This is a genomic window from Leuconostoc gelidum subsp. gelidum KCTC 3527 (genome assembly GCF_000166715.1).
GTDB classification, from domain to species: Bacteria; Bacillota; Bacilli; order Lactobacillales; family Lactobacillaceae; genus Leuconostoc; species Leuconostoc gelidum.
In genome coordinates, this window is record NZ_AEMI01000003.1 from 136,591 (window position 1) to 156,181 (window position 19,591).

Here is a 19,591-nt window from a genome sequence, read left to right on the forward strand (position 1 = left end):
TAATCACATAATTATATGGTTTAGTAGTTGCTTTAATGCCTTCTTTACTTTATTATTATTAAATATGTTAAACGTTGCGCTAAAAAATTCGCTCTAGTCGATTGGACTAGAACGAATTTTTGCGTAAATAACAATGGGGGGTTAATCATGTTTCAATTTTTAAATATTTTCAACGTTATAACATGGCCGATATTTGAAAGTGTTGTGATGTTAATTTGGTTCAGTACCTTATTAGGGCATCATCGTTTTTCAAAAAAGACTGTCGTGATAACTAGTATTATTTTGTACGTGATTAATATGATTGGCAATGGTTTTGAATCACCTTTATTGCGTGCCAGTTTGGCTTCAACGTTGTCCATAATCGTGCTATTTTACATTGGTTGGCGACAAAATATCATTCACAGTAAATGTGTTTTGCTACTCTACGCATCTGTCAGCTCATTGTTAGCTTATTGGGTTGTAAATTTTGAAATGACGATGACATCTTTGGTGAGCGTGCCAGTTTTTGTTCAAACCAGTTTAGATTTTTTAGCTAATATTCTGGCGGTGATTTTTGCGCTGATATTTAGGCAATTGAAATATGAATGGTTGACTGAAAACTTTTTAAAAAAGCATGTTGTCCAATTACAAGTACTTTTGATGAGCAGTCTATTTTTGAGAATTATGAATGATTTTTTAGCCTATTTTTTTGCTGTGGAACAATTTACAGGTTCAATTTGGTGGGATTTTTTCTTATTAAGTATTATATTAGCGATAATTTTTGTGCCAGTAATCAGTAATCAATATGAATTATTATTAGACAAAATTAATCAACATGATGCCGAAATGGCGGCCAGTCAAAGTTATACTCAGCAGCTTGAAACGAAATATTCGGAATTTCGGTTTTTCAAACATGATTATAAAAACATATTAGCTAGTCTAGAGTATGGTATTCAGTCCGAAAATATGAGCGATATCAGAAATACATATTATTCAGTCATTAAAAAAAGTAATGAGACATTGCCAGATCCACAAATATTAAATTTAAAGCACATAGCAGATCTGAATTTAAAAAGTCTTATCTTAGTTAAACATCAAATTGCTTTTGAGAAATCAGTCTCATTTAACGTTGAAATTAATGAATTTTTTGATATCATTGCAATTGAAAATGATGTTAATTTTCACCGTGTTATTGGCATTTTACTAGATAATGCCATCGAAGCAGCAGAAAAAACAGTTAAGAAAACGGTAACGATGCTATTAATGAATTGTAAAGAAATAGTGATTGTTAATAGTTGTACGCAATGTACAGATCTAACCAAAATAGCGCAATTTGGCTATTCATCTAAAAAAAATCACAGTGGTTTTGGCTTATATTTTGTCCAGCAGTACGTTAATCAACATGACAATATCGAGTTAACAACGATTGCTGAACAGCATCATTTCATTCAAAAAATGATGTTTACGGTGAGCTGATGAATTACTACTTATTAGAAGATAACGTGGTGCAACAACGACGCATCCAACAGATCATCGAAAGTTGCCAGGTATTTGATCAACCGATCTCATTGCTAGAGGCGCTAAAAGCAGATAAACTAGCTAAAGTTATTTTGTTAGACTTAGAAATTCGTACGGTCGAAAATGTTGGGCTAAATGTGGCAAAAATGATTAGACAATTTGATACAATGTCGCAGATAATTATTGTCACAACACACTCAGAAATGCTCGAGCAGGGACTTAAATATCATATTGGTATGATAGATTTCATTGATAAAGCGCAATCTGAAATCTTATTCACTAAGCGATTACTATCTGCTGTGACAGAAGCAGAGCAGCAAATACGACTTCAAAGTGGGACGCAATCAGAATTGATAACACTACCAAATGGTAAAAAATATGAAAGTATTAATTTAAACGATGTTATTTATATGACATCTAGTCAGTCACAAAGTCATCAGTTGACGGTCTGTTGTGAACGAAAAAATATACAAATTCGAACCACGGTCAAATCACTACCAAAGCTACACCAAAATTTCATTCAAATTCATGCGGCATATGTGGTCAATAAATCTAAAGTCGTAGCGTTTAATGGTCAAACGAACACTGTCCAATTGAATAACGGCGTTTTGCTGCCTTGCGCTAGAAAATATTTAAAAACCATGCGACAGTTGTTTTAAATACAAGTCAGCGTTAATACATCAAGTTTTTGAAAATATCGTTAAAAACCCTTATAATGAATACTAGTTTAAATATAGAATAGAGGCGTTTCTTGGTGCACGCTTTGGAGAAAAAATATATGCAAGTTGCAATTATTGGTGCTGGTCCGCGGGGGCTTGCTGTTGCTGAACGCCTAATTAATTTAGCGGATGATGGTACACAGATCGACGTTCAAATCTATGATCCATACGCTATCGGTGGCCGGGTGTGGGATCCAGCCATCTCGCAAAACGAACAGTTTTTAATGAATACAGTGATTGACCAAATTACACTATTCAATGATGAGTCGATTGAAAATGGTGGCACACCTTATCCTGGACCAACAATGATCCAGTGGCTAACGCAAGAAGCATCAACGTTTTTAGCTAGTCATTCAGAGTTTGCTGAACATTATGCAATTGAAGCATCACGATTAACCAGACCGGATGATTTTTCATCCCGTGGTATGATGGGCGTTTATGCAGCGTGGTTTTTTGAGTGGTTGACACGTCGTGTGCGGTCAAATCAAACACTTAATTTCACTAAGCAAAGTGTGATTAATGTCGTTAAAATTGGCGCAATGTTTCAATTGGAATTAGCTGATGGGGCACAAATATTAGCTGATCATGTTGTGATGGCGCTTGGTCATTCTGATGATCATCTGACTGAAGAGGAAGAGATGTTTAAAGTATTTGCGGCACAACATCATTTGAAGTATGTTGCACCTACTCACCCATCTGAAGTTGATTTGTCCGATTTTCATGAAAATGATACTGTGATTATGCGAGGTTTGGGATTGAGCTTTTTTGATTATGTTGCAGCATTATCTCTTGGGAAAGGTGGCAAATTCACACGTGATGGTACCGGAGAATTAGTTTATGAACCTTCAGGTCATGAACCACATGTGATAGCTGGTTCGCGTGGTGGTTTTCCATTACATGCGCGAGGCGTGAACGAAAAACTATCAGGTGAACTTTATCAACCAGTATTCTTTACGTTGTCGGCCTTAAATGCGTTGCGGGATGCAGGGGGAGGGCACATTACCTATGACAGTTTTGAAGACTTGATTGTTAAAGAATTAACATATAAATACTGGCTAAATCGGCTTGACTCAAAAGATACTCAGTTAACGCATAATCAAATTAAGAGTTTCAAAAAGGCTTTACTAACAGGGAAGCACTTAAATGAGACGGCAAAACAGTTTGGTTTGATAAATGTACCAGAATTCGATATTGAATTGATACGTAATCCGGCGCGTGATTTACCTGAGGAGGTGAATTATGCAGCATGGTTCTTAGACTATTTATTAGCAGACATTAAGGATGCCAGATTAGGTAACAAGAACGCACCATATGCGGGTACATTTGACATTATGCGAGATATCCGTGATTTGGTACGTGATGTGATTGCACAGAATTATTTTTCAGCAGACGACTATGAAAAATTTATGACACGTTTTAAGCCGTTAGATATACTTGTGTCAGTCGGACCGCCCTTAGAACGGGTAGAACAACTAACAGCGCTCATTAAAGCTGGCATCTTTGAAGTGACTGCTGCAAATATTAAGGTGACAACAGCAGATGGGAAATTTGAGGCACATGATATTCGGGGACAAAAGTTTCAGGGAAATGCACTAATTGAAGCGAGATTAGGATCAACTGATATGGCGATATCTAGCAACCCACTTATTACGAATTTAAGGAATAGTGGTATGTTTGTGCAACCCTTGCGTACACGAGATGATGGGTCAACTTACAAATTAGGGGCAATTAATATTGATCCGAAAACTTTTGAAGTAATTGATGCATCTGGCGTGGTTATTCCTCATTTATATGTCTACGGCATACCATTAGAGGGTTTGAAGTGGTTTGGAACAGTCATTCCAAGACCTGGAGTTAACACAGTTATTCTACGTGAAGGGGCTTGGATAGCAAAGCGTATTTTAGCATACACATAGTTGTTAGTTCTCATGGTAAACTATAATAAGATTCAAGTTTACTGTATTAATTCAGAACAACAAATAAATGAAGGCATACTGAAAGATTAATGGCAGATATTCAGCTTATTGCAACGGACTTAGATGGCACGTTTTTATCAGATGACAAATCCTTTGATAAGGCGCTATTTCATGTTGTGTTAGATAAACTCAAAAATAAAAATATCCAACTGGCTATTGCGACGGGTGTTCATCAAGAACGGATTAATGTACTATTAGCAGATTTTTTAGATGAAGGCTTAGCCTATGTGACTAATAATGGCGCACGGGTTACTAATGCTGATGGGCAGTTGATTTATGAACGCACAATGTCTTTACCAATATTACTGCGTGTACAACAACTATTAACTGATTTTCCTGTTAAACCCAGTCGAGGGTTAGTTTATTCGACAGATGACACAGCTTATATACCGCGTGAGTATGCTCATATAATGTTACAATCACACCGTCGATATTTTAAAAAAGTGATCCTATTTGATGATGTATCAGAAATTAAAGCGCCAATTTTAAAAGTAACGATGAATTGGAAAAACTTTGATGAAACACAATTTTATGATGCTGCGCGGCAAACTCTTGGGGATGCTGTTCACGTCACAGAAACTGGGACAGGGGCAATTGATATTGTCACAGCAGGTGTTAATAAAGCCATTGGATTGAAAATGTTAGCTGATAATTTAGGAATTAGTATGGCTAATATTGCGGCATTTGGTGATGGTGAAAATGATTTAGAAATGCTAATGGCTGTGGGTCAGCCATTTATTATGCCAAGGGCTAGTATTGCTGGGCCCTTTAATCCAGTAAGTGTTGATAATAATCATGCGGGTGTTTTAAAAACAATATTAAGTATGATCTAAATTAGCAAAAATCGTAGCATGCCATGCCCAAAGATTATGAGTCGTTGCATGCTACGATTTTTTAGTTTTGATTGATAAATGTTAATTTTTGAATATGTATGGCATCGTTATTATAATCTTTTGGTCCGTGGACACCATAGGGCAGCCATTGTGTTTTAATATGATCGCCAACAATGGTTCGATAAGCTTCAGCCAATTGTACACTTTGAAGATAAGGGACTACGGGATCTTTTTTTCCGGCAATTAGCATTAGTGGTGGCATATTTTTTGTAAAATAAGTTGCTGGGTTAGACTGTGTGACTAAATCAGGGACGTTTTGAGGTGCATGATCGTGTAACATAATCCCTTCAAACGATTGTGCGGTACCTGTTTCAGAAAATTGTGGTTTGATACCTAGTGCTTCAAATTGAATCTTGAAATGATCAACTTGGTATGGACCATACATGGCAATGACACGATTTATTTTTGGGAATTTGTGTTTGAGTGTTGCTTGGGAGGACCTGCCTAATGTATATTGTGCGGAAAAAGTTGCTGCTGCTAAGACTGCTAATTGCGCGCCACTGGATTCTCCGATGAGTGTGACACGAGACATATCGAGTTGGTATTTTGCTGAATTTATTGATAAATACTCTAAAGCTGCTCGAATATCACTGATTTGATTTGGAAATTGACTTTTAAATTGTGTGTTAAGGCAATAATCAACACTTATAACAGCAAAGCCATTTTCTAAAAAACGTAGGCTTGAATTTAACTTAAAAGATGATTTTTGACCGCGTAATAAACCACCACCGTATATATCTAAGATAATTGGGAAAGGCCCCTTGCCTGTTGGCAAGTATATATCTAGACTTAATTGTGGTTGAGAAGTGTAGGCAATATCAAGAAATAATTTATTTGCAAACGTTGGTATTGTGGCAGGTACAAAAGTGTCTAGCTTATCCTTGAATAACATGGTTAATACCTCCAAATATCATATTGTTAAATTTATTATACAAAAAATAACGGCAAATATAAACGACAATCAACAATTATCATTATATAGTTGAAACCGCTTACATTTTGTTGTATACTAAATTCATGAAGGATTGTTACCGTGTGAACGGGCAAAACCTGACAGTAATTTGTTACAAGCTTTTGAGGCTCTGTACAATTTTTGTCGGGTTTTTGTTTTATAACGGTATCTAAAAATCAGGAGGTTCGGGAGGCGATGTATGTAAAAAAAACCTTTAATAATAATGTTCTGCTGGCAGACAATAACGGTCATGAAGTTGTTCTAATTGGAAAAGGACTAGGTTTCCAGAAAAAAGTTGGGCAAGTTATAGATGAATCAGCAGTTGACAAAATGTACACGCCGACAGAGGATCGTTGGCTAACTTTGTTCGACGAATTGATTAACGATATTTCGCCGCAATATTTTGAAATTGCATCTCAAATTATAAAAGTGGCTGAAAAAAAGCTGAATACGAAATTTAATGCTTACTTGTTAATTGCCATTACGGATCATATTCATTTTGCTGTTCAGAGAACCAGGGATCAAATCGTTATCCGTAATGAACTATTATGGGAAATTCAGCATTTTTATCCAACAGAATATGCAGTTGGTCAAGAGGCACTGCAGATGATTGATCAATTGTTTGGTATACAATTAGCAGATGATGAAGCTGGATTTATTGCACTAAAATTTGTCGAAAATCGGACATCATCACAGTATCGAACAGATAAAGGTGCGCAAATGACAAAATTGTTAAGTGACATTATCACGATTGTACAGTATCAATTGCAAACGCATCTTGACGAAGATTCAATGAGTTATCAGCGATTTCTTGTACATCTACGATTCTTTGTTGAGCGTATTACGGGTAGTAAAAAAGTGAATACGTCAGAAGAGACGGATGATGTCTTATATACACATGTTTTTAAAAAATATCCACAAGCATTTAATTGTACGCAAAAAATAACTCAGTTTGTCAAAAGTACTTTAAATAAAAATGTTTCTTTGAATGAACAAGTTTATGTCACTATTCATATTCAAAGAATTATAAATGAAATGAGTCAACAAAGTTGACGGGATTGTAACTATTTAATTAGGCAAAACCCAAGTTTATGATAACAAGCGCTTTTTAGCGTTTGCTATCATGAACTTGGGTTTTCTTATTCAGAGAAGGAGATAAGATGGATTATAAAGTATTGGCTGAAAATATCTTAAATGATGTTGGAGGCAAAGATAATATTGACACAGCCTGGCACTGTGCAACACGTTTACGGTTTAAGTTGAAGAACGAAAAATTAGCTGACACACAAAAAATTGAAAATTTAGATGGTGTCGTCACAGTTGTGAAGTCTGCGGGTCAATATCAAGTCGTTATTGGCAATGCTGTTGCTAAAGTATTCGATCCTTTGGCAGAAATGGCTGATTTAGAAAACGTGGATAGTCAGAATGATGATAAAACAACTGAAACGAAAGATAATGTGTTAAATCGTTTCATTGGCTTTATATCTAGCGTTTTTACACCTTTCTTGGGTGCCATGGCTGGAGCTGGTATTTTAAAAGGTCTTTTGGCATTATTTGTCGCACTAGGTTGGTTAACGACAAAAAGTGGGGCTTATCAGATTTGGTACGCGGCGGGTGATGGTTTCTTCTATTTCCTACCGATATTATTAGCTTTTACAGCAGCTAAAAAATTAAAAGTTAATCAATTCGTTGCGGTAGCATTAGCGACCACATTGGTTTATCCAACTTTGGTTGCCATTACTGCTAGCTCACAAACAATTAATTTTTTTAACATACCAGTAATTCCGACAACGTACACATCAAGTGTTATTCCGATACTATTGGCAGTGTGGGTTATGTCTGCTATTGAACCATTACTAGATAAAATATTTCCTGAGTCTATTCGAAATATTTTCACGCCATTATTCTTATTGATAATTATGGCGCCATTGACACTTATTGTTGTCGGACCACTTGGTGCAAGTATTGGTGCCATTCTATCTTCTGGTGTATCAGCCATTTACAATTTTGCACCCGCTCTTGCCGGTGCATTACTAGGTGCATTCTGGGAAGTGTTTGTCATATTTGGCGTTCATTGGACGTTTGTACCAGTTATGATGAATAATATTAGTCGCTTAGGATACGACCCACTTTTGCCAATTTTAAGTGTCGCAGTTATTTCACAAGCTGGCGCGGCATTAGGTGTATTTTTGAAGTCAAAAGATACGAAAATGAAATCATTAGCCGGCTCTTCAGTCGCAACGGCTTTGTTAGGTATTACAGAACCCACGATTTACGGTGTGACTTTGAAACTCAAACGACCATTTATTCTTGCTTCAATTGCCGGTGCTATTGGTGGCGCCATTGCTGGTGGCGGTCAAGCACATGCAAGTTCGTTTACTTTGCCTAGCCTTTTAGCTTTGCCAACATATTTGGGTAGTGGCTTCATAAGCGTTATTATTGGGTTAGTGGTTGCTTTTGTTCTTGGCACAGTACTGACATATCTTTTTGGCTTTAGCAAGGTGGGAAATGACCATACAACTATTGTTGCGCCGGTTCAAAAAGATGGTGTTCAGCAACTTATCACACCAGTAACCGGTACAATTATTCCATTGAAAAATGTCAAGGACGAGGTGTTTGCCTCTGAAGCAATGGGACAAGGTGTTGCCATTGTGCCCAATGATAACACGATTAAGTCACCAGTTGCAGGGACGATAAGTGCAGTATACCCAACTGGGCATGCAATAGGCATTATTTCACAATATGGTGCTGAGGTGTTGATCCATATTGGTATTGATACAGTTGAATTAAATGGTCAATTTTTCAAAACATTAGTTCAACAAAATCAAAAAGTTTCAGTTGGCGAATCACTAGTAGAATTTGATCGTGAAGCAATTAGTGAAGCAGGATTTGACACAACGGTGATGTTAATTATTACGAACACGCCAAACTATAATGTCGTTGTTACCGAAAATACACTAGCAGGGACAGACGAGCAGATCTTAACGCTGACGAGTCGGCAGGAAGACAGTACACCAGTATATAAAGGAGAAGTACAACATGTATAAAGAAACATATCCAAAGACGTTTCCTAAAGGATTTTTGTGGGGCGGTGCTACGGCAGCGAACCAAGTTGAAGGGGCTTGGAACATTGACGGTAAAGGAATGAGTACAGCTGAGGTTGTACAAAAAGCTGATGATCGGCGACAAATGTCTATGAGTGATGTCACACAAGAAACTTTACAAGTTGCTTTGGCTGACACGACAGTTGAGCGTTATCCTAAACGCCGAGGCATTGATTTTTATCACCATTACAAAGAAGACATTGCACTTTTTGCTGAAATGGGATTTAAAGTTTATCGATTTTCGATTGCCTGGTCAAGAATTTTTCCAAAGGGTGAAGATCAAGTGCCTAACGAAGCAGGATTAGTATTTTATGATCATGTTTTGGCAGAATTAGAAAAATATGATATCAAACCACTAGTGACTCTTTCTCATTATGAAATGCCAATTGCATTGACGCAAAAATATAATGGTTGGGCCGGTCGTGAAACAATTGCCGCATTCAATCGTTTCACGGAAACGGTGTTTAATCGTTACAAAAAGCAAGTACCATATTGGCTAACCTTTAATGAAATTAACACTGGTACTTGGGGATTTCATGAAACGGGTGCCATTGATAAAGGACTTTCTGAAAAAGAACAGTTACAAATTCGTTATCAAGCGCTGCATCATCAGTTTGTAGCCAGTGCAATTGCGACCAAACAATTACGTGAAATTGATTCAACAGCTAAGATAGGATCGATGTTAGCACGTATGCAAACGTATCCAGCGACACCCAACCCGAAAGATGTTCGTGCGGCACAATTGGCAGATGAAAAGAATTTATTCTTTACTGATGTACAAGCACGTGGTGAGTATCCTGAATATATGAACCGATTCTTTCATGAAAATGACATTGTTATTCAAATGGCAGAAGATGATCAAGCTATTTTACTTGCAAATTTAGTTGATTTTATTAGTTTCAGTTACTATATGACCAATGTGACTGCGCACAATCAAGTTGGAGATGGTGCCGGAAACATGGCTGTTGGCGGGCGTAATCCATATTTAAAAGAATCGGATTGGGGATGGCAAATTGATCCTGTTGGTTTACGTATTAGTTTGAATACGATGTGGGATCGTTATCGTAAGCCACTATTTATTGTCGAAAATGGCTTGGGTGCTCTTGACAAGCTAGAAAATGGTCAAGTACACGATCAATATCGTATTGATTATTTACGTCAGCATATTGAACAAATGAAGGAATCAATTAAAGATGGTGTTGATCTTTTAGGATATACAATGTGGGGACCAATTGATTTGATTAGTTTCTCAACATCAGAAATGTCTAAGCGTTATGGGTTTATCTATGTTGATCAAGATGATAATGGTGAGGGCACACTCAAAAGGATTAAAAAAGATTCATTTGAGTGGTATCAGCAAGTCATTAAAACAAATGGTGAGCAATTATAAGTGCCATTATTTAGTGATGTAAGCGTTTGCAATGGTAAAGAAAATAAGATACAATATAGGTGTAGATTAGGCGAAACGCTAAAAATATTTAAGCTTGTTTAAGCCATCTTCACTGGCGAGCGAATTAAGTTTTGCTCAATCCAAAATAGTTTACTCGTGATAGTATTAGAAGGTGTTGTGTGCGGCCGAGAGCGTGTACGATATTTGATAACACTTAAAACAGTGTGTTGCAGGATTATTCCGGTAGCCATTGTTAAAGAGTAGGCTATTTTTTATGATGATGAACAACAATGAATTAATAGCGTCTGTATAGTACAAAAAAAGAATCCCTGCAAAGGATTCTTTTTTGTACTATACATTTGTTAAATGACCATTTTTATCTTTAGCAATCAAGTAGTAGACAGTAGCAGCAATTGCCCAAGCCCATACAATATGTCCAAAGAATTCTGAGAAATGCTCTGCAAAAGGTTGGTTCCAAGGTGCAGGTACTGTACCAAATGCGGGCATCAAGATAACATGCCAAACAATCCAAAGTACAATACCATAAGCAGCACCTTGCCACAAACTAATTTTTGACCAATATTGTGAAATAAATACGTATAATATTGAGAATGCAATGGCAAATGAAAAATGCAGAATTAATGTAAACCAGAACACTTTTTGATCCTGTGAATAGTATACAAACGAATGCACCAGCTTATCTGAAAAACCAAGTTGTTCTGCCATATGCTGTGGTGGATTGGTCATATTGCGAGCAATTGTACGAGGAGGTAACAGTGCCTCCCAACCAATCTTAACCATACCTGAAATCATACCAGCTATGAAACCAAACCAAACACTTTTGATAATAATTTCCTTTAAACCAGCTTGTGGTTTTTGTAATGTAAACATAATCTCTCCCTTTCAAACTAAACAATGATACGTAATATGTTTTCTATTACAAATAGTAAGTTTAAACGTTTGTATGTGAATTGTCAAACACATTTTTGTTTTTTATAATAACTAAATATTATTTGATTAATCCAATAATATTAAGTTATTATTGGAAAATATTCTTTCAGTTATTTGCTAAGTCATAAGATAACAACAATGTCGTATAATTTGTTTATTAGTTGACAGGTTGAAAAATATAACGTATATTAAAGCTAATTAATCAGCAGGAGTTTGTTATGGCACCCAAATATACGACATTTCATCTTAATTGCTGCAGTACAACACGTTTTCGATGTTGTACTGCTTGTTAAGCATGAACTTTTTGGGTAAGCTATAGCCAAAATGGGCAAGCTGCTATCAAGGCAGTTCAATGATAGAAGGCGTGGAAATTCAGTCGAATTTTCGCGCCTTTTTGTCTACATTTTTCAGAAAGATAAAGGGAAAATAGCATGTTAATTAAAAATATATCCGAATTAATTGGTCAAACGCCATTAATTGAGTTACAACTCGATATTCCAAATCATAGCCGCATTTTTGCAAAGTTAGAGATGTTTAATCCGGGTGGCAGTATCAAAGATCGTTTAGGACAATCTTTGATTAATGATGGGATCGCACGTCAAGTCATTAATCAAGATACTGTGATTATTGAACCAACAGCGGGAAATACAGGAATTGGTTTGGCTTTGGCTGCACAACAACATCATTTACGTACGATTTTGGTCGTTCCTGAAAAATTTAGCTACGAAAAGCAACAGTTAATGCAGGCATTGGGTGCTGAAATTGTGAATACACCTTCGAGTGCAGGTATTAAAGGCGCAATTGAAAAGGCTAAAGCCTTAGCCGCAGATATTGATAATAGTTATGTACCAATGCAATTTGCCAATCCGGCCAACCCAAAAACATATTACCAAACATTAGCACCAGAATTAATTGCTGATTTAAATGGAGAAAAGATTACGTCATTTGTTGCCGGTGCTGGCAGTGGTGGGGCCTTTTCCGGTGTTGCGCAATACCTCAATGAATATGATAGTACCATACAAAATATTGTTGTTGAACCAGAAGGATCGATTTTAAACGGTGGCCCTGCACATGCGCATCGCACAGAAGGCATTGGTGTTGAGTTCATTCCACCATTTTTCAAAAATGTCCGTATTGATCAGACACTAACAGTCAGTGATGCAGATGCTTTCCAACAAGTCCGTGATGTCGCGGCACATTTGGGATTATTTATTGGTAGTTCAAGTGGGGCTGCTTTAGCTGCTAGTTTAAAATTGGCTGAAACCTTACCAACTCATAGTACGATTGTTACTATTTTTTCAGATAGCAGTGAACGTTATATGAGTGATAAAATTTATGAAAAATGAGGCAGATAAAATGAAATTTAATACACAATTAATCCATGGCGGGATTAGCTTTGATCAAACAACTGGTGACGTATCCGTGCCGATTCACATGGCATCTACGTTTAAACAAAATAAAATTGGTGAATCAAAATATGAGTATTCACGTTCGGGAAATCCCACACGAGAGGCAGTTGAGAAATTAATCGCTGATCTTGAAAGTGGTGTAGCTGGCTTTGCCTTTGCATCAGGCTCAGCAGCGATAAGCACAATTTTTACCCTGTTTTCGTCTGGTGATCATATTATTGTCGGTAATGACGTTTATGGTGGTACATTTCGACTGATTGATAGTGTACTTAAGCGACAAGGATTAACATTTACAATCATTGATACACGTGATTTAAACGCTGTAGAAAATGCCATTCAAGATAATACCAAAGCAATTTATTTTGAAACACCAACAAACCCGCTATTACGCATTACTGATGTACAAGCAATTTCTCAAATCGCACAACAACATCAATTATTAAGTATTGTTGACAACACTTTTGCCTCACCATACATTCAAAAGCCGATTGTTTTGGGTGCTGATATTGTGGTGCACAGTGCTTCAAAATATTTGGGTGGACATAGTGATCTTATTGCAGGCTTAGTAATTACTAAGACCGCAGCATTGGGCCAAAAAATTGGCTATTTACAAAATGCTATTGGGGCCATTTTGGCACCACAAGAAAGTTGGTTGTTGCAACGGGGTATCAAGACATTGGCACTACGAATGCAACGCCATCAGAGCAATGCACAAACTATTTTTGAATATCTTGATGCGCATCCGCAAGTGGCTCGTGTTTATTTTCCAGGTGATCCTAATAATTCTGATTATGCATTGGCTAAAAAGCAAATGAACGGTTTCGGTGCGATGATTTCGTTTGAATTACAGGCCGGTTTAAATCCTGAATTATTTGTTGAAAATCTAGAAGTTATCACGTTAGCAGAGAGTTTAGGCGCACTCGAAAGTTTGATCGAAGTGCCAGCAAAAATGACACACGGCGCAATACCAAGAAATATTCGTTTGGCTAATGGCATTCAAGATGAATTGATTCGCTTGTCAGTTGGTGTCGAAGACATTAATGATTTGATCGCTGACCTTGAACAAAGTTTTGATCAGTTAAAAGGTTAAATTGGCGGATATATGTTTGCAACCGCTAAAGCTATTCTCAAAAAAGATCCGGCTGCTCACAGTTTAACGATGGTTATTTTAACTTATCCTGGATTGCATGCGTTAGGTTATCATCGTTTGTCACATTGGCTTCATGTGCACAAGCACTATTTATTAGGCGCTATCATAGCGCGTTTGGCAGCCAGACGAACTGGCGTGACAATTGCCCCTGGCGCACACATCGGGCAACGTGTTTTCATCGATCATGGTATTGGCGTTGTTATTGGTGAAACCGCGATTATTGAAGATGACGTGACCATTTTACACGGTGTGACCGTAGGCGCACGTAACATCACTAGTGGTCGGCGACACCCACATATTAAACATCACAGTTTTATTGGGGCACATGCTCAAATATTGGGTCCAATAACGATTGCAAGTTACAGTAAGATAGGTGCCAATGCAGTAGTCTTAAATGACGTGCCTGAGCATGCGACAGTTGTGGGGAATCCCGCGCGCATTGTAAATTTTAAATTGAAAACAAGTCTATAATGATATCAGTTTAAAATAATTTGACATCATGTATTAGCATGATATATCTTTATTTAACTTGTATTTAATATTGTCCCAGTATGATAGTTATATTGATAAGATAACTTAACTTATCAATATAACGAAACCGCGATAGATAATACAAATTTTTCATTTCACTCTCTCCCAATCTCTCTTCTCATTCTTAAAAATATTTTCTCCCCTCCGTATTATCTAGTTAATATGGGGTTTCGTTTTGTCAATAATTAAAAACATGCTGACCAATGATATTGGTGAGCATGTTTTTGTTATTGACATTTAGTTTAATGCAGAGAATAGTTGATTGCGTAATCGTTCATTTAAAATTGGATAAATAATTAAAACAACTATCATCGTTGTCACGCAATTAACGATTGTAGGTACAAGTGCCGACAAAGTTGCAACGATTGCAGGTTGTAGCGTCAAACCTCGGATTAAGCTCATTATAAAATTATGTAATGTCGTTGTGACGAATTTGGCTATAATAGCTGCTAATATAATCAGTATTAATTTAAATGATTGTGGTTTGGCGCGATAGTTTAGTAGCTGAATAACAAGCGTTGCCAAGCCACCAACGACAAATACTTCAAAAAAGTAATATGGTGCGTCTAAGACATAATTATGAGTAACATCAAAAAGTGCCAACCCCATACCACCGGCAATTGCACCGCGTTTATAACCTAATAAAAGAACAGAAATTAGTGCAGCTGCGTTACCAAGATGCACAAATGGTTTTCCGAGCAGAGCAGGCATAGGAACTTGTATACTTGTTGCTATGAAAGTGATAGCAGTAAAAAAAGCAACAAAGACAATTATGTTGATAGCGTGTCGGTTTCGCATATTTTTTCCAATCTTAGAAATAGTAGTTAATTTGTGGATTTAATTATCATATCTTACCATATATTATAGCGAACATGATTATTTTTGTGATATTTTGCATGCAACTGAAAAAATAATTCAATTAACCAGTTAAAAATAGGTGCCTTGACAAGACTAAGTGTACCGCGTAACATAGTACACGTGATACACGCAGTATAATTGAAAAATGTGTCTAGGGGAATAATGAAACACAGTTAATAATATAGGTTGGTTGACGAATCGGACTCATATTAAAAAATAAAAAGGAAGTACATAAATGGCACAAATTCAGCGGAATCAGCCATTATATGAACAACTCATGTGGCGTATCAAAGCGCAAGTTGCTTCAGGCGTGCTGATAATTGGGGAAAAATTACCTTCGGTAAGAGAGATGGCTTTAATTGAGGGATTAAATCCAAATACTGTCGCTAAAGCCTATCGTGCTTTAGAAAATCAAAATGTTATTGAGACGGTAACTGGGAAAGGGACATTTATTCGTGCAAATGATGAATTTACCGCAGACGAACAACTGATCGCAATCCTGCAAGAACAACTTGGGGAAGTTGTAATTGAAGCAAAACGCGCATCAATTTCGGTTCAAGAATTACACCAATGGCTTGATAGTTGTTATAGCGGCAAACCACATTCACCAAGGAGGATGCATGGCATTAGTCATTGAGAATATTTCTAAAAAAATTCAAGATAAGCAAGTACTAGAAAATGTTAGTTTTGAATTAAATCAGGGCGAAATAGTTGGATTAGTAGGGCGAAATGGTGCTGGTAAAACGACACTATTTGGTACAATTGCCGGTGAACTATTACCTGACTTTGGGCATATTGGGTTGGATGATCTAGATTATAATAAAACGACCCGCCTGCATGATCAATTGTGTTATATTGATATGCCGGAAAATTGGTTGCGCTATTACTCGCCTAAAAAAATCAAAACTATCTTGAAAGTAGCATACAAAAACTTTGATGAATCTTGGTATGATGCTGAAATTAAACGATTTGGTTTGAACAACATCAAGCGTATTCGAACATACTCAAAGGGCATGCGTGCCTTGTTTGCTATTATTGTCAGTTTTGCTAGTCGCGCACAATATGTATTGCTTGACGAACCGCTTGATGGGTTAGATGTTTTGATTCGTGATCAAGTGAAACAGTTAATTGTCAACCAAGTAATACAACATAATACGACTATTTTAATTGCTTCGCATAATTTAATCGAGTTAGATACATTAGTTGACCGCATTTTATTGTTGAAAAATCAAACGATTGATCGTACCTTTGCTATTGAAGATAATAAAAACATCAAAAAATATCAACTGGCTTTCACTGGGGAAGAACTGCCGCGATTTTTACGTGATAGTGGCACAATTATTGCGCAAACAGGTCATATTGTAACAATTGTGTTTAATGATTTTTCAGAAAATCTTGGTATTAAATTGGCTGGGCCAGAATTTAAGTTTGTGGAAGAATTACAGATTAGTAGTGAAGATGTGTTCCGGGCGAGTTTTGCCGAAGAAGCCTTTTCGTGGCAACAAGAATTAGAGGTAGACGCGTGAGACAAGCACTTAAGTTATATACGACGATTAGAAAAAATCAATTTATGATGGCAGCAGTCATTGGCATGATTTTAATTGTCTTATCAGTTGGGTCAGTTATGTTGATCCCAGGCATGCCTAATCAAGATATTGCAGATGCGTTGGGACCAGAATTAATAGTTGTATGGTTAATCATTGCTGTAATCGTATTTTTAAATGATCAATCACGTCGATTGGATACCTGGCTATACACACAAAATATCTCACGTGGTCAATTATTTTTAACACGTGTTATTCTATTAGTTGTGTTACCAATTATGGCGGCTAATGTCGTTGATTTAGGTCTAACTGCTGCCTTGCAACCACATACCTTGATAGAAGCTCTAAATATTGACAGCACAGTATCTGCTAACGTTTTTTTTATGTCTAGTTTATTTGTAATTATTGCTACAATTATTGGTCCGAACTGGCTGAAAGCGGCGGGGACAATTTTCACACTGGGGCTTGTTGTTCTTGCTGGACCCACGGTTGCGTTATTTTTTAAAAACATAAGTAGTGTAACTTCTCCTTTTGAAGGATTTATTCAACCAGTCGTTACGATGTTGGCTGCATTGTTTATATTTGCTGTAGGACATTACTTAGCTCAAAATATTAGTGATGATACAGTTGATGAAGCAGTACGAGTTCATTATCTTAAATGGCCAATTGTTATTTTTGTGTTTGTCGTGACGCTAATGAAAACAATGTCTAGTTCTGGTCGAAATAGTATCGATGGTTTTCTACTAGGACTTGTTTTACCTATTATTTTGGCAGTTGTGACATTTATATTTGTATTTAAACCAACCTTTAAAGTGACGTGGGATAAATAATTTGTTTAACAAGTCACAGCGCATGTTGTGTTGTGACAATAGAAACTATATGGGGGAATAAAAATGGCTTTATTAGAAGTAAAAAATATTGATAAAAGTTTTGGTAAAAAGAAAGCAATGACAAATGTCAGTTTCAATGTTGAAGCAGGGCATATTGTTGGACTTATCGGTCCAAATGGTGCCGGAAAATCAACAACCATGCGTGCTATTACTGGTTTGATGAGTTATTCAAATGGTACAATTTTGTTTGACGATAAGCCGATTACTTTCAGTGATCATCAAGCACTGGATAAAGTTGGCAATTTGATTGAATATCCTGCTATTTACCCAAATATGACTGCATTAGAACATTTGAATTTATATGCAATGGATACACAAAATGCAGCTGATTTTAAAGATTTGATGCACAAAACACAAATTGATGGTGATAATTTTGGCAAAAGAAAAGCTAAAAATTTTTCACTAGGCATGAAACAGCGTCTGGGAATTGCTATTGCTTTAATTCGTAATCCTAAGTTAGTTATCTTGGATGAACCAATGAACGGTTTAGATCCACAATCGGTTCATGATTTACGTGCATTAATTCGTGATTTAGCAGATCAGGGTGTCGCATTCTTGATTTCAAGTCATTTATTAGATGAATTACAAAAATTAGTTGATGATGTAGTTATTATTAATCATGGTAAAATCATTGAAACAGCGACTATGACAGAATTTTTCAGTCATGATAAGGTGCGTTGGGTAATGGATACGTCGGATAATGATGCAACAGTTCAATTAGCACAAGACAATAAATGGACAGTAACAGTTGACGATGGTCATGTGCAAATTTCTGGGGCGGATAATTTGCAAAATGTTATTACAGCAATGAATCATGCTGACATACAAATTCAAACGTTGAATACAGTAACTGGTAATCTGGAAAAGTCATTACTTGATATGCTAGCCAATGATGATAAGGGGGAATAATATATGTTAACTTTAATGAAGCAAGAGTATTATAAAACTTTCAAGCAGAATCGTTTGTACATTTGGTTGGGTTTGAGTGTGATTTTCCCACTGGCGATTATGGGTATATTTAAATCTCAGCGTGGCGCTGGTTCGATAACTGATCTAGGACATGCAACATTTTATGTTTATCTGGTCGGCATTATTATTACGGCGTTAAGCGTATCACAAGAATTTAGTTTTGGAACAATTCGGCCTTTGTTATCACGTCGATTTAGTCGTGGTATGATATTCACGAGCAAGTTGATATTGAATTTTAGTATTTACATTACACTGTTTGTTGGTGCATTTATTGGCACGATGATTGGACAATTGATTTTTGCACCTAAGTTTGATTTCTCAGAGCGTGTCAGTTACGCAGGGAATGGTTGGCAGACTATGGGTATCACAGTTATGGGCACATTGTTCCAAATGATTTTCGTAGCTGCACTCGTATTATTAATTACAAGCCTAGTTAAAAGCTCTGGCGCTGCCATTGGTCTAGGCGTTGTTATGATTGTTGGTACGCCAATTTTAAGTAGTATTTCAATGCTTTTAATTAATATGGCTCCGATATTAAAGTGGAATCCGTTTAACATATTTATTGGAATGGCCTCGTATGGACAAGCAAGTCCTAGTGTCATCAAAAGTATGGTGCATATGTCACAAGGTACAGTGGTAATTGCTTATCTTGTTTACATTTTTGTTATGTATGCGATTGCTTATTTAATTTTCAAGAAGCGCTCAGTTTAACTGCATAAAAAAACGATTGTTTCTACGTGAAACAATCGTTTTTTTAT

The 19,591-nt window shown here is 36.6% G+C and carries 18 protein-coding genes; 15 read left to right on the forward strand and 3 right to left on the reverse strand.

Features of this window, described 5'->3' with window-relative positions; genetic code table 11:
• Positions 1 to 147 precede the first annotated feature (147 nt).
• From EUI_RS0101705 to EUI_RS0101720, 4 genes are all read left to right on the forward strand, one after another.
• Positions 148 to 1,455 carry a sensor histidine kinase gene (locus EUI_RS0101705; protein ID WP_010015639.1) on the forward strand — a complete coding sequence of 436 codons (1,308 nt, stop codon included), beginning with the start codon at positions 148 to 150 and terminating at the stop codon, positions 1,453 to 1,455.
• Positions 1,455 to 2,156, forward strand: a complete 702-nt coding sequence (locus tag EUI_RS0101710) for a LytR/AlgR family response regulator transcription factor (RefSeq protein ID WP_010015640.1) — start codon at positions 1,455 to 1,457, stop codon at positions 2,154 to 2,156. Before EUI_RS0101705 ends, EUI_RS0101710 begins: the two co-directional genes overlap by 1 nt.
• Positions 2,157 to 2,275: 119 nt before the next feature.
• A complete protein-coding gene (locus tag EUI_RS0101715) occupies positions 2,276 to 4,132 on the forward strand; it encodes an FAD/NAD(P)-binding protein (RefSeq protein WP_010015641.1) in 1,857 nt (618 codons plus the stop codon).
• Positions 4,133 to 4,221: 89 nt separating this feature from the next.
• A complete protein-coding gene (locus EUI_RS0101720) occupies positions 4,222 to 5,025 on the forward strand; it encodes an HAD-IIB family hydrolase (protein WP_010015642.1) in 804 nt (267 codons plus the stop codon).
• Between the two features lie 61 nt (positions 5,026 to 5,086).
• On the opposite strand, the gene EUI_RS0101725 is transcribed toward EUI_RS0101720, so the two are convergent.
• The gene (locus EUI_RS0101725; RefSeq protein WP_010015644.1) at positions 5,087 to 5,977 is read right to left on the reverse strand and encodes an alpha/beta hydrolase; all 891 of its coding nucleotides are present in this window, start codon (positions 5,975 to 5,977) and stop codon (positions 5,087 to 5,089) included.
• Between the two features lie 255 nt (positions 5,978 to 6,232).
• Between EUI_RS0101725 and licT the strand changes: the two genes are divergently transcribed.
• The 3 genes from licT to EUI_RS0101740 all read left to right on the forward strand — a co-directional run bounded on the left by licT (position 6,233) and on the right by EUI_RS0101740 (position 10,531).
• Entirely contained in the window at positions 6,233 to 7,090 is an 858-nt protein-coding gene (gene licT / locus EUI_RS0101730) for a BglG family transcription antiterminator LicT (RefSeq protein ID WP_010015645.1), read from the forward strand.
• Positions 7,091 to 7,197: 107 nt separating this feature from the next.
• A complete protein-coding gene (locus EUI_RS0101735) occupies positions 7,198 to 9,084 on the forward strand; it encodes a beta-glucoside-specific PTS transporter subunit IIABC (protein ID WP_010015646.1) in 1,887 nt (628 codons plus the stop codon).
• On the forward strand, positions 9,077 to 10,531 hold the full coding sequence (locus tag EUI_RS0101740; RefSeq protein WP_010015647.1) for a glycoside hydrolase family 1 protein: 1,455 nt from the start codon (positions 9,077 to 9,079) through the stop codon (positions 10,529 to 10,531). Before EUI_RS0101735 ends, EUI_RS0101740 begins: the two co-directional genes overlap by 8 nt.
• A 351-nt stretch (positions 10,532 to 10,882) precedes the next feature.
• On the opposite strand, the gene EUI_RS0101745 is transcribed toward EUI_RS0101740, so the two are convergent.
• Entirely contained in the window at positions 10,883 to 11,422 is a 540-nt protein-coding gene (locus EUI_RS0101745) for a YagU family protein (RefSeq protein ID WP_010015649.1), read from the reverse strand.
• A 491-nt stretch (positions 11,423 to 11,913) separates the two neighbouring features.
• On the opposite strand from EUI_RS0101745, the gene EUI_RS0101750 reads away from it, so the two are divergent.
• From EUI_RS0101750 to epsC, 3 genes are read left to right on the forward strand one after another with little or no spacing between them, the layout of a single operon-like run.
• A complete protein-coding gene (locus EUI_RS0101750) occupies positions 11,914 to 12,828 on the forward strand; it encodes a PLP-dependent cysteine synthase family protein (RefSeq protein WP_010015650.1) in 915 nt (304 codons plus the stop codon).
• Positions 12,829 to 12,838: 10 nt separating this feature from the next.
• Positions 12,839 to 13,981: a trans-sulfuration enzyme family protein gene (locus tag EUI_RS0101755; RefSeq protein WP_010015651.1), complete on the forward strand. Its 1,143-nt coding sequence runs from the start codon at positions 12,839 to 12,841 to the stop codon at positions 13,979 to 13,981.
• A 12-nt stretch (positions 13,982 to 13,993) separates the two neighbouring features.
• Complete coding sequence (gene epsC / locus EUI_RS0101760) at positions 13,994 to 14,512, forward strand: serine O-acetyltransferase EpsC (protein WP_010015653.1); 519 nt, start codon at positions 13,994 to 13,996, stop codon at positions 14,510 to 14,512.
• A gap of 297 nt (positions 14,513 to 14,809) precedes the next feature.
• On the opposite strand, the gene EUI_RS0101765 is transcribed toward epsC, so the two are convergent.
• A complete protein-coding gene (locus tag EUI_RS0101765; RefSeq protein WP_010015654.1) occupies positions 14,810 to 15,370 on the reverse strand; it encodes an ECF transporter S component in 561 nt (186 codons plus the stop codon).
• A gap of 295 nt (positions 15,371 to 15,665) precedes the next feature.
• Here EUI_RS0101765 and EUI_RS0101770 point away from each other — a divergent pair, with 295 nt between their 5' ends.
• From EUI_RS0101770 to EUI_RS0101790, 5 genes are all read left to right on the forward strand, one after another.
• Positions 15,666 to 16,067, forward strand: a complete 402-nt coding sequence (locus EUI_RS0101770) for a GntR family transcriptional regulator (protein ID WP_010015655.1) — start codon at positions 15,666 to 15,668, stop codon at positions 16,065 to 16,067.
• The gene (locus EUI_RS0101775) at positions 16,051 to 16,956 is read left to right on the forward strand and encodes an ATP-binding cassette domain-containing protein (RefSeq protein ID WP_010015656.1); all 906 of its coding nucleotides are present in this window, start codon (positions 16,051 to 16,053) and stop codon (positions 16,954 to 16,956) included. Before EUI_RS0101770 ends, EUI_RS0101775 begins: the two co-directional genes overlap by 17 nt.
• Complete coding sequence (locus EUI_RS0101780) at positions 16,953 to 17,804, forward strand: hypothetical protein (protein ID WP_010015658.1); 852 nt, start codon at positions 16,953 to 16,955, stop codon at positions 17,802 to 17,804. Before EUI_RS0101775 ends, EUI_RS0101780 begins: the two co-directional genes overlap by 4 nt.
• A 63-nt stretch (positions 17,805 to 17,867) precedes the next feature.
• Entirely contained in the window at positions 17,868 to 18,773 is a 906-nt protein-coding gene (locus EUI_RS0101785) for an ABC transporter ATP-binding protein (RefSeq protein WP_010015659.1), read from the forward strand.
• Between the two features lie 3 nt (positions 18,774 to 18,776).
• Complete coding sequence (locus EUI_RS0101790) at positions 18,777 to 19,544, forward strand: ABC transporter permease (RefSeq protein ID WP_010015660.1); 768 nt, start codon at positions 18,777 to 18,779, stop codon at positions 19,542 to 19,544.
• Positions 19,545 to 19,591 lie beyond the last annotated feature (47 nt).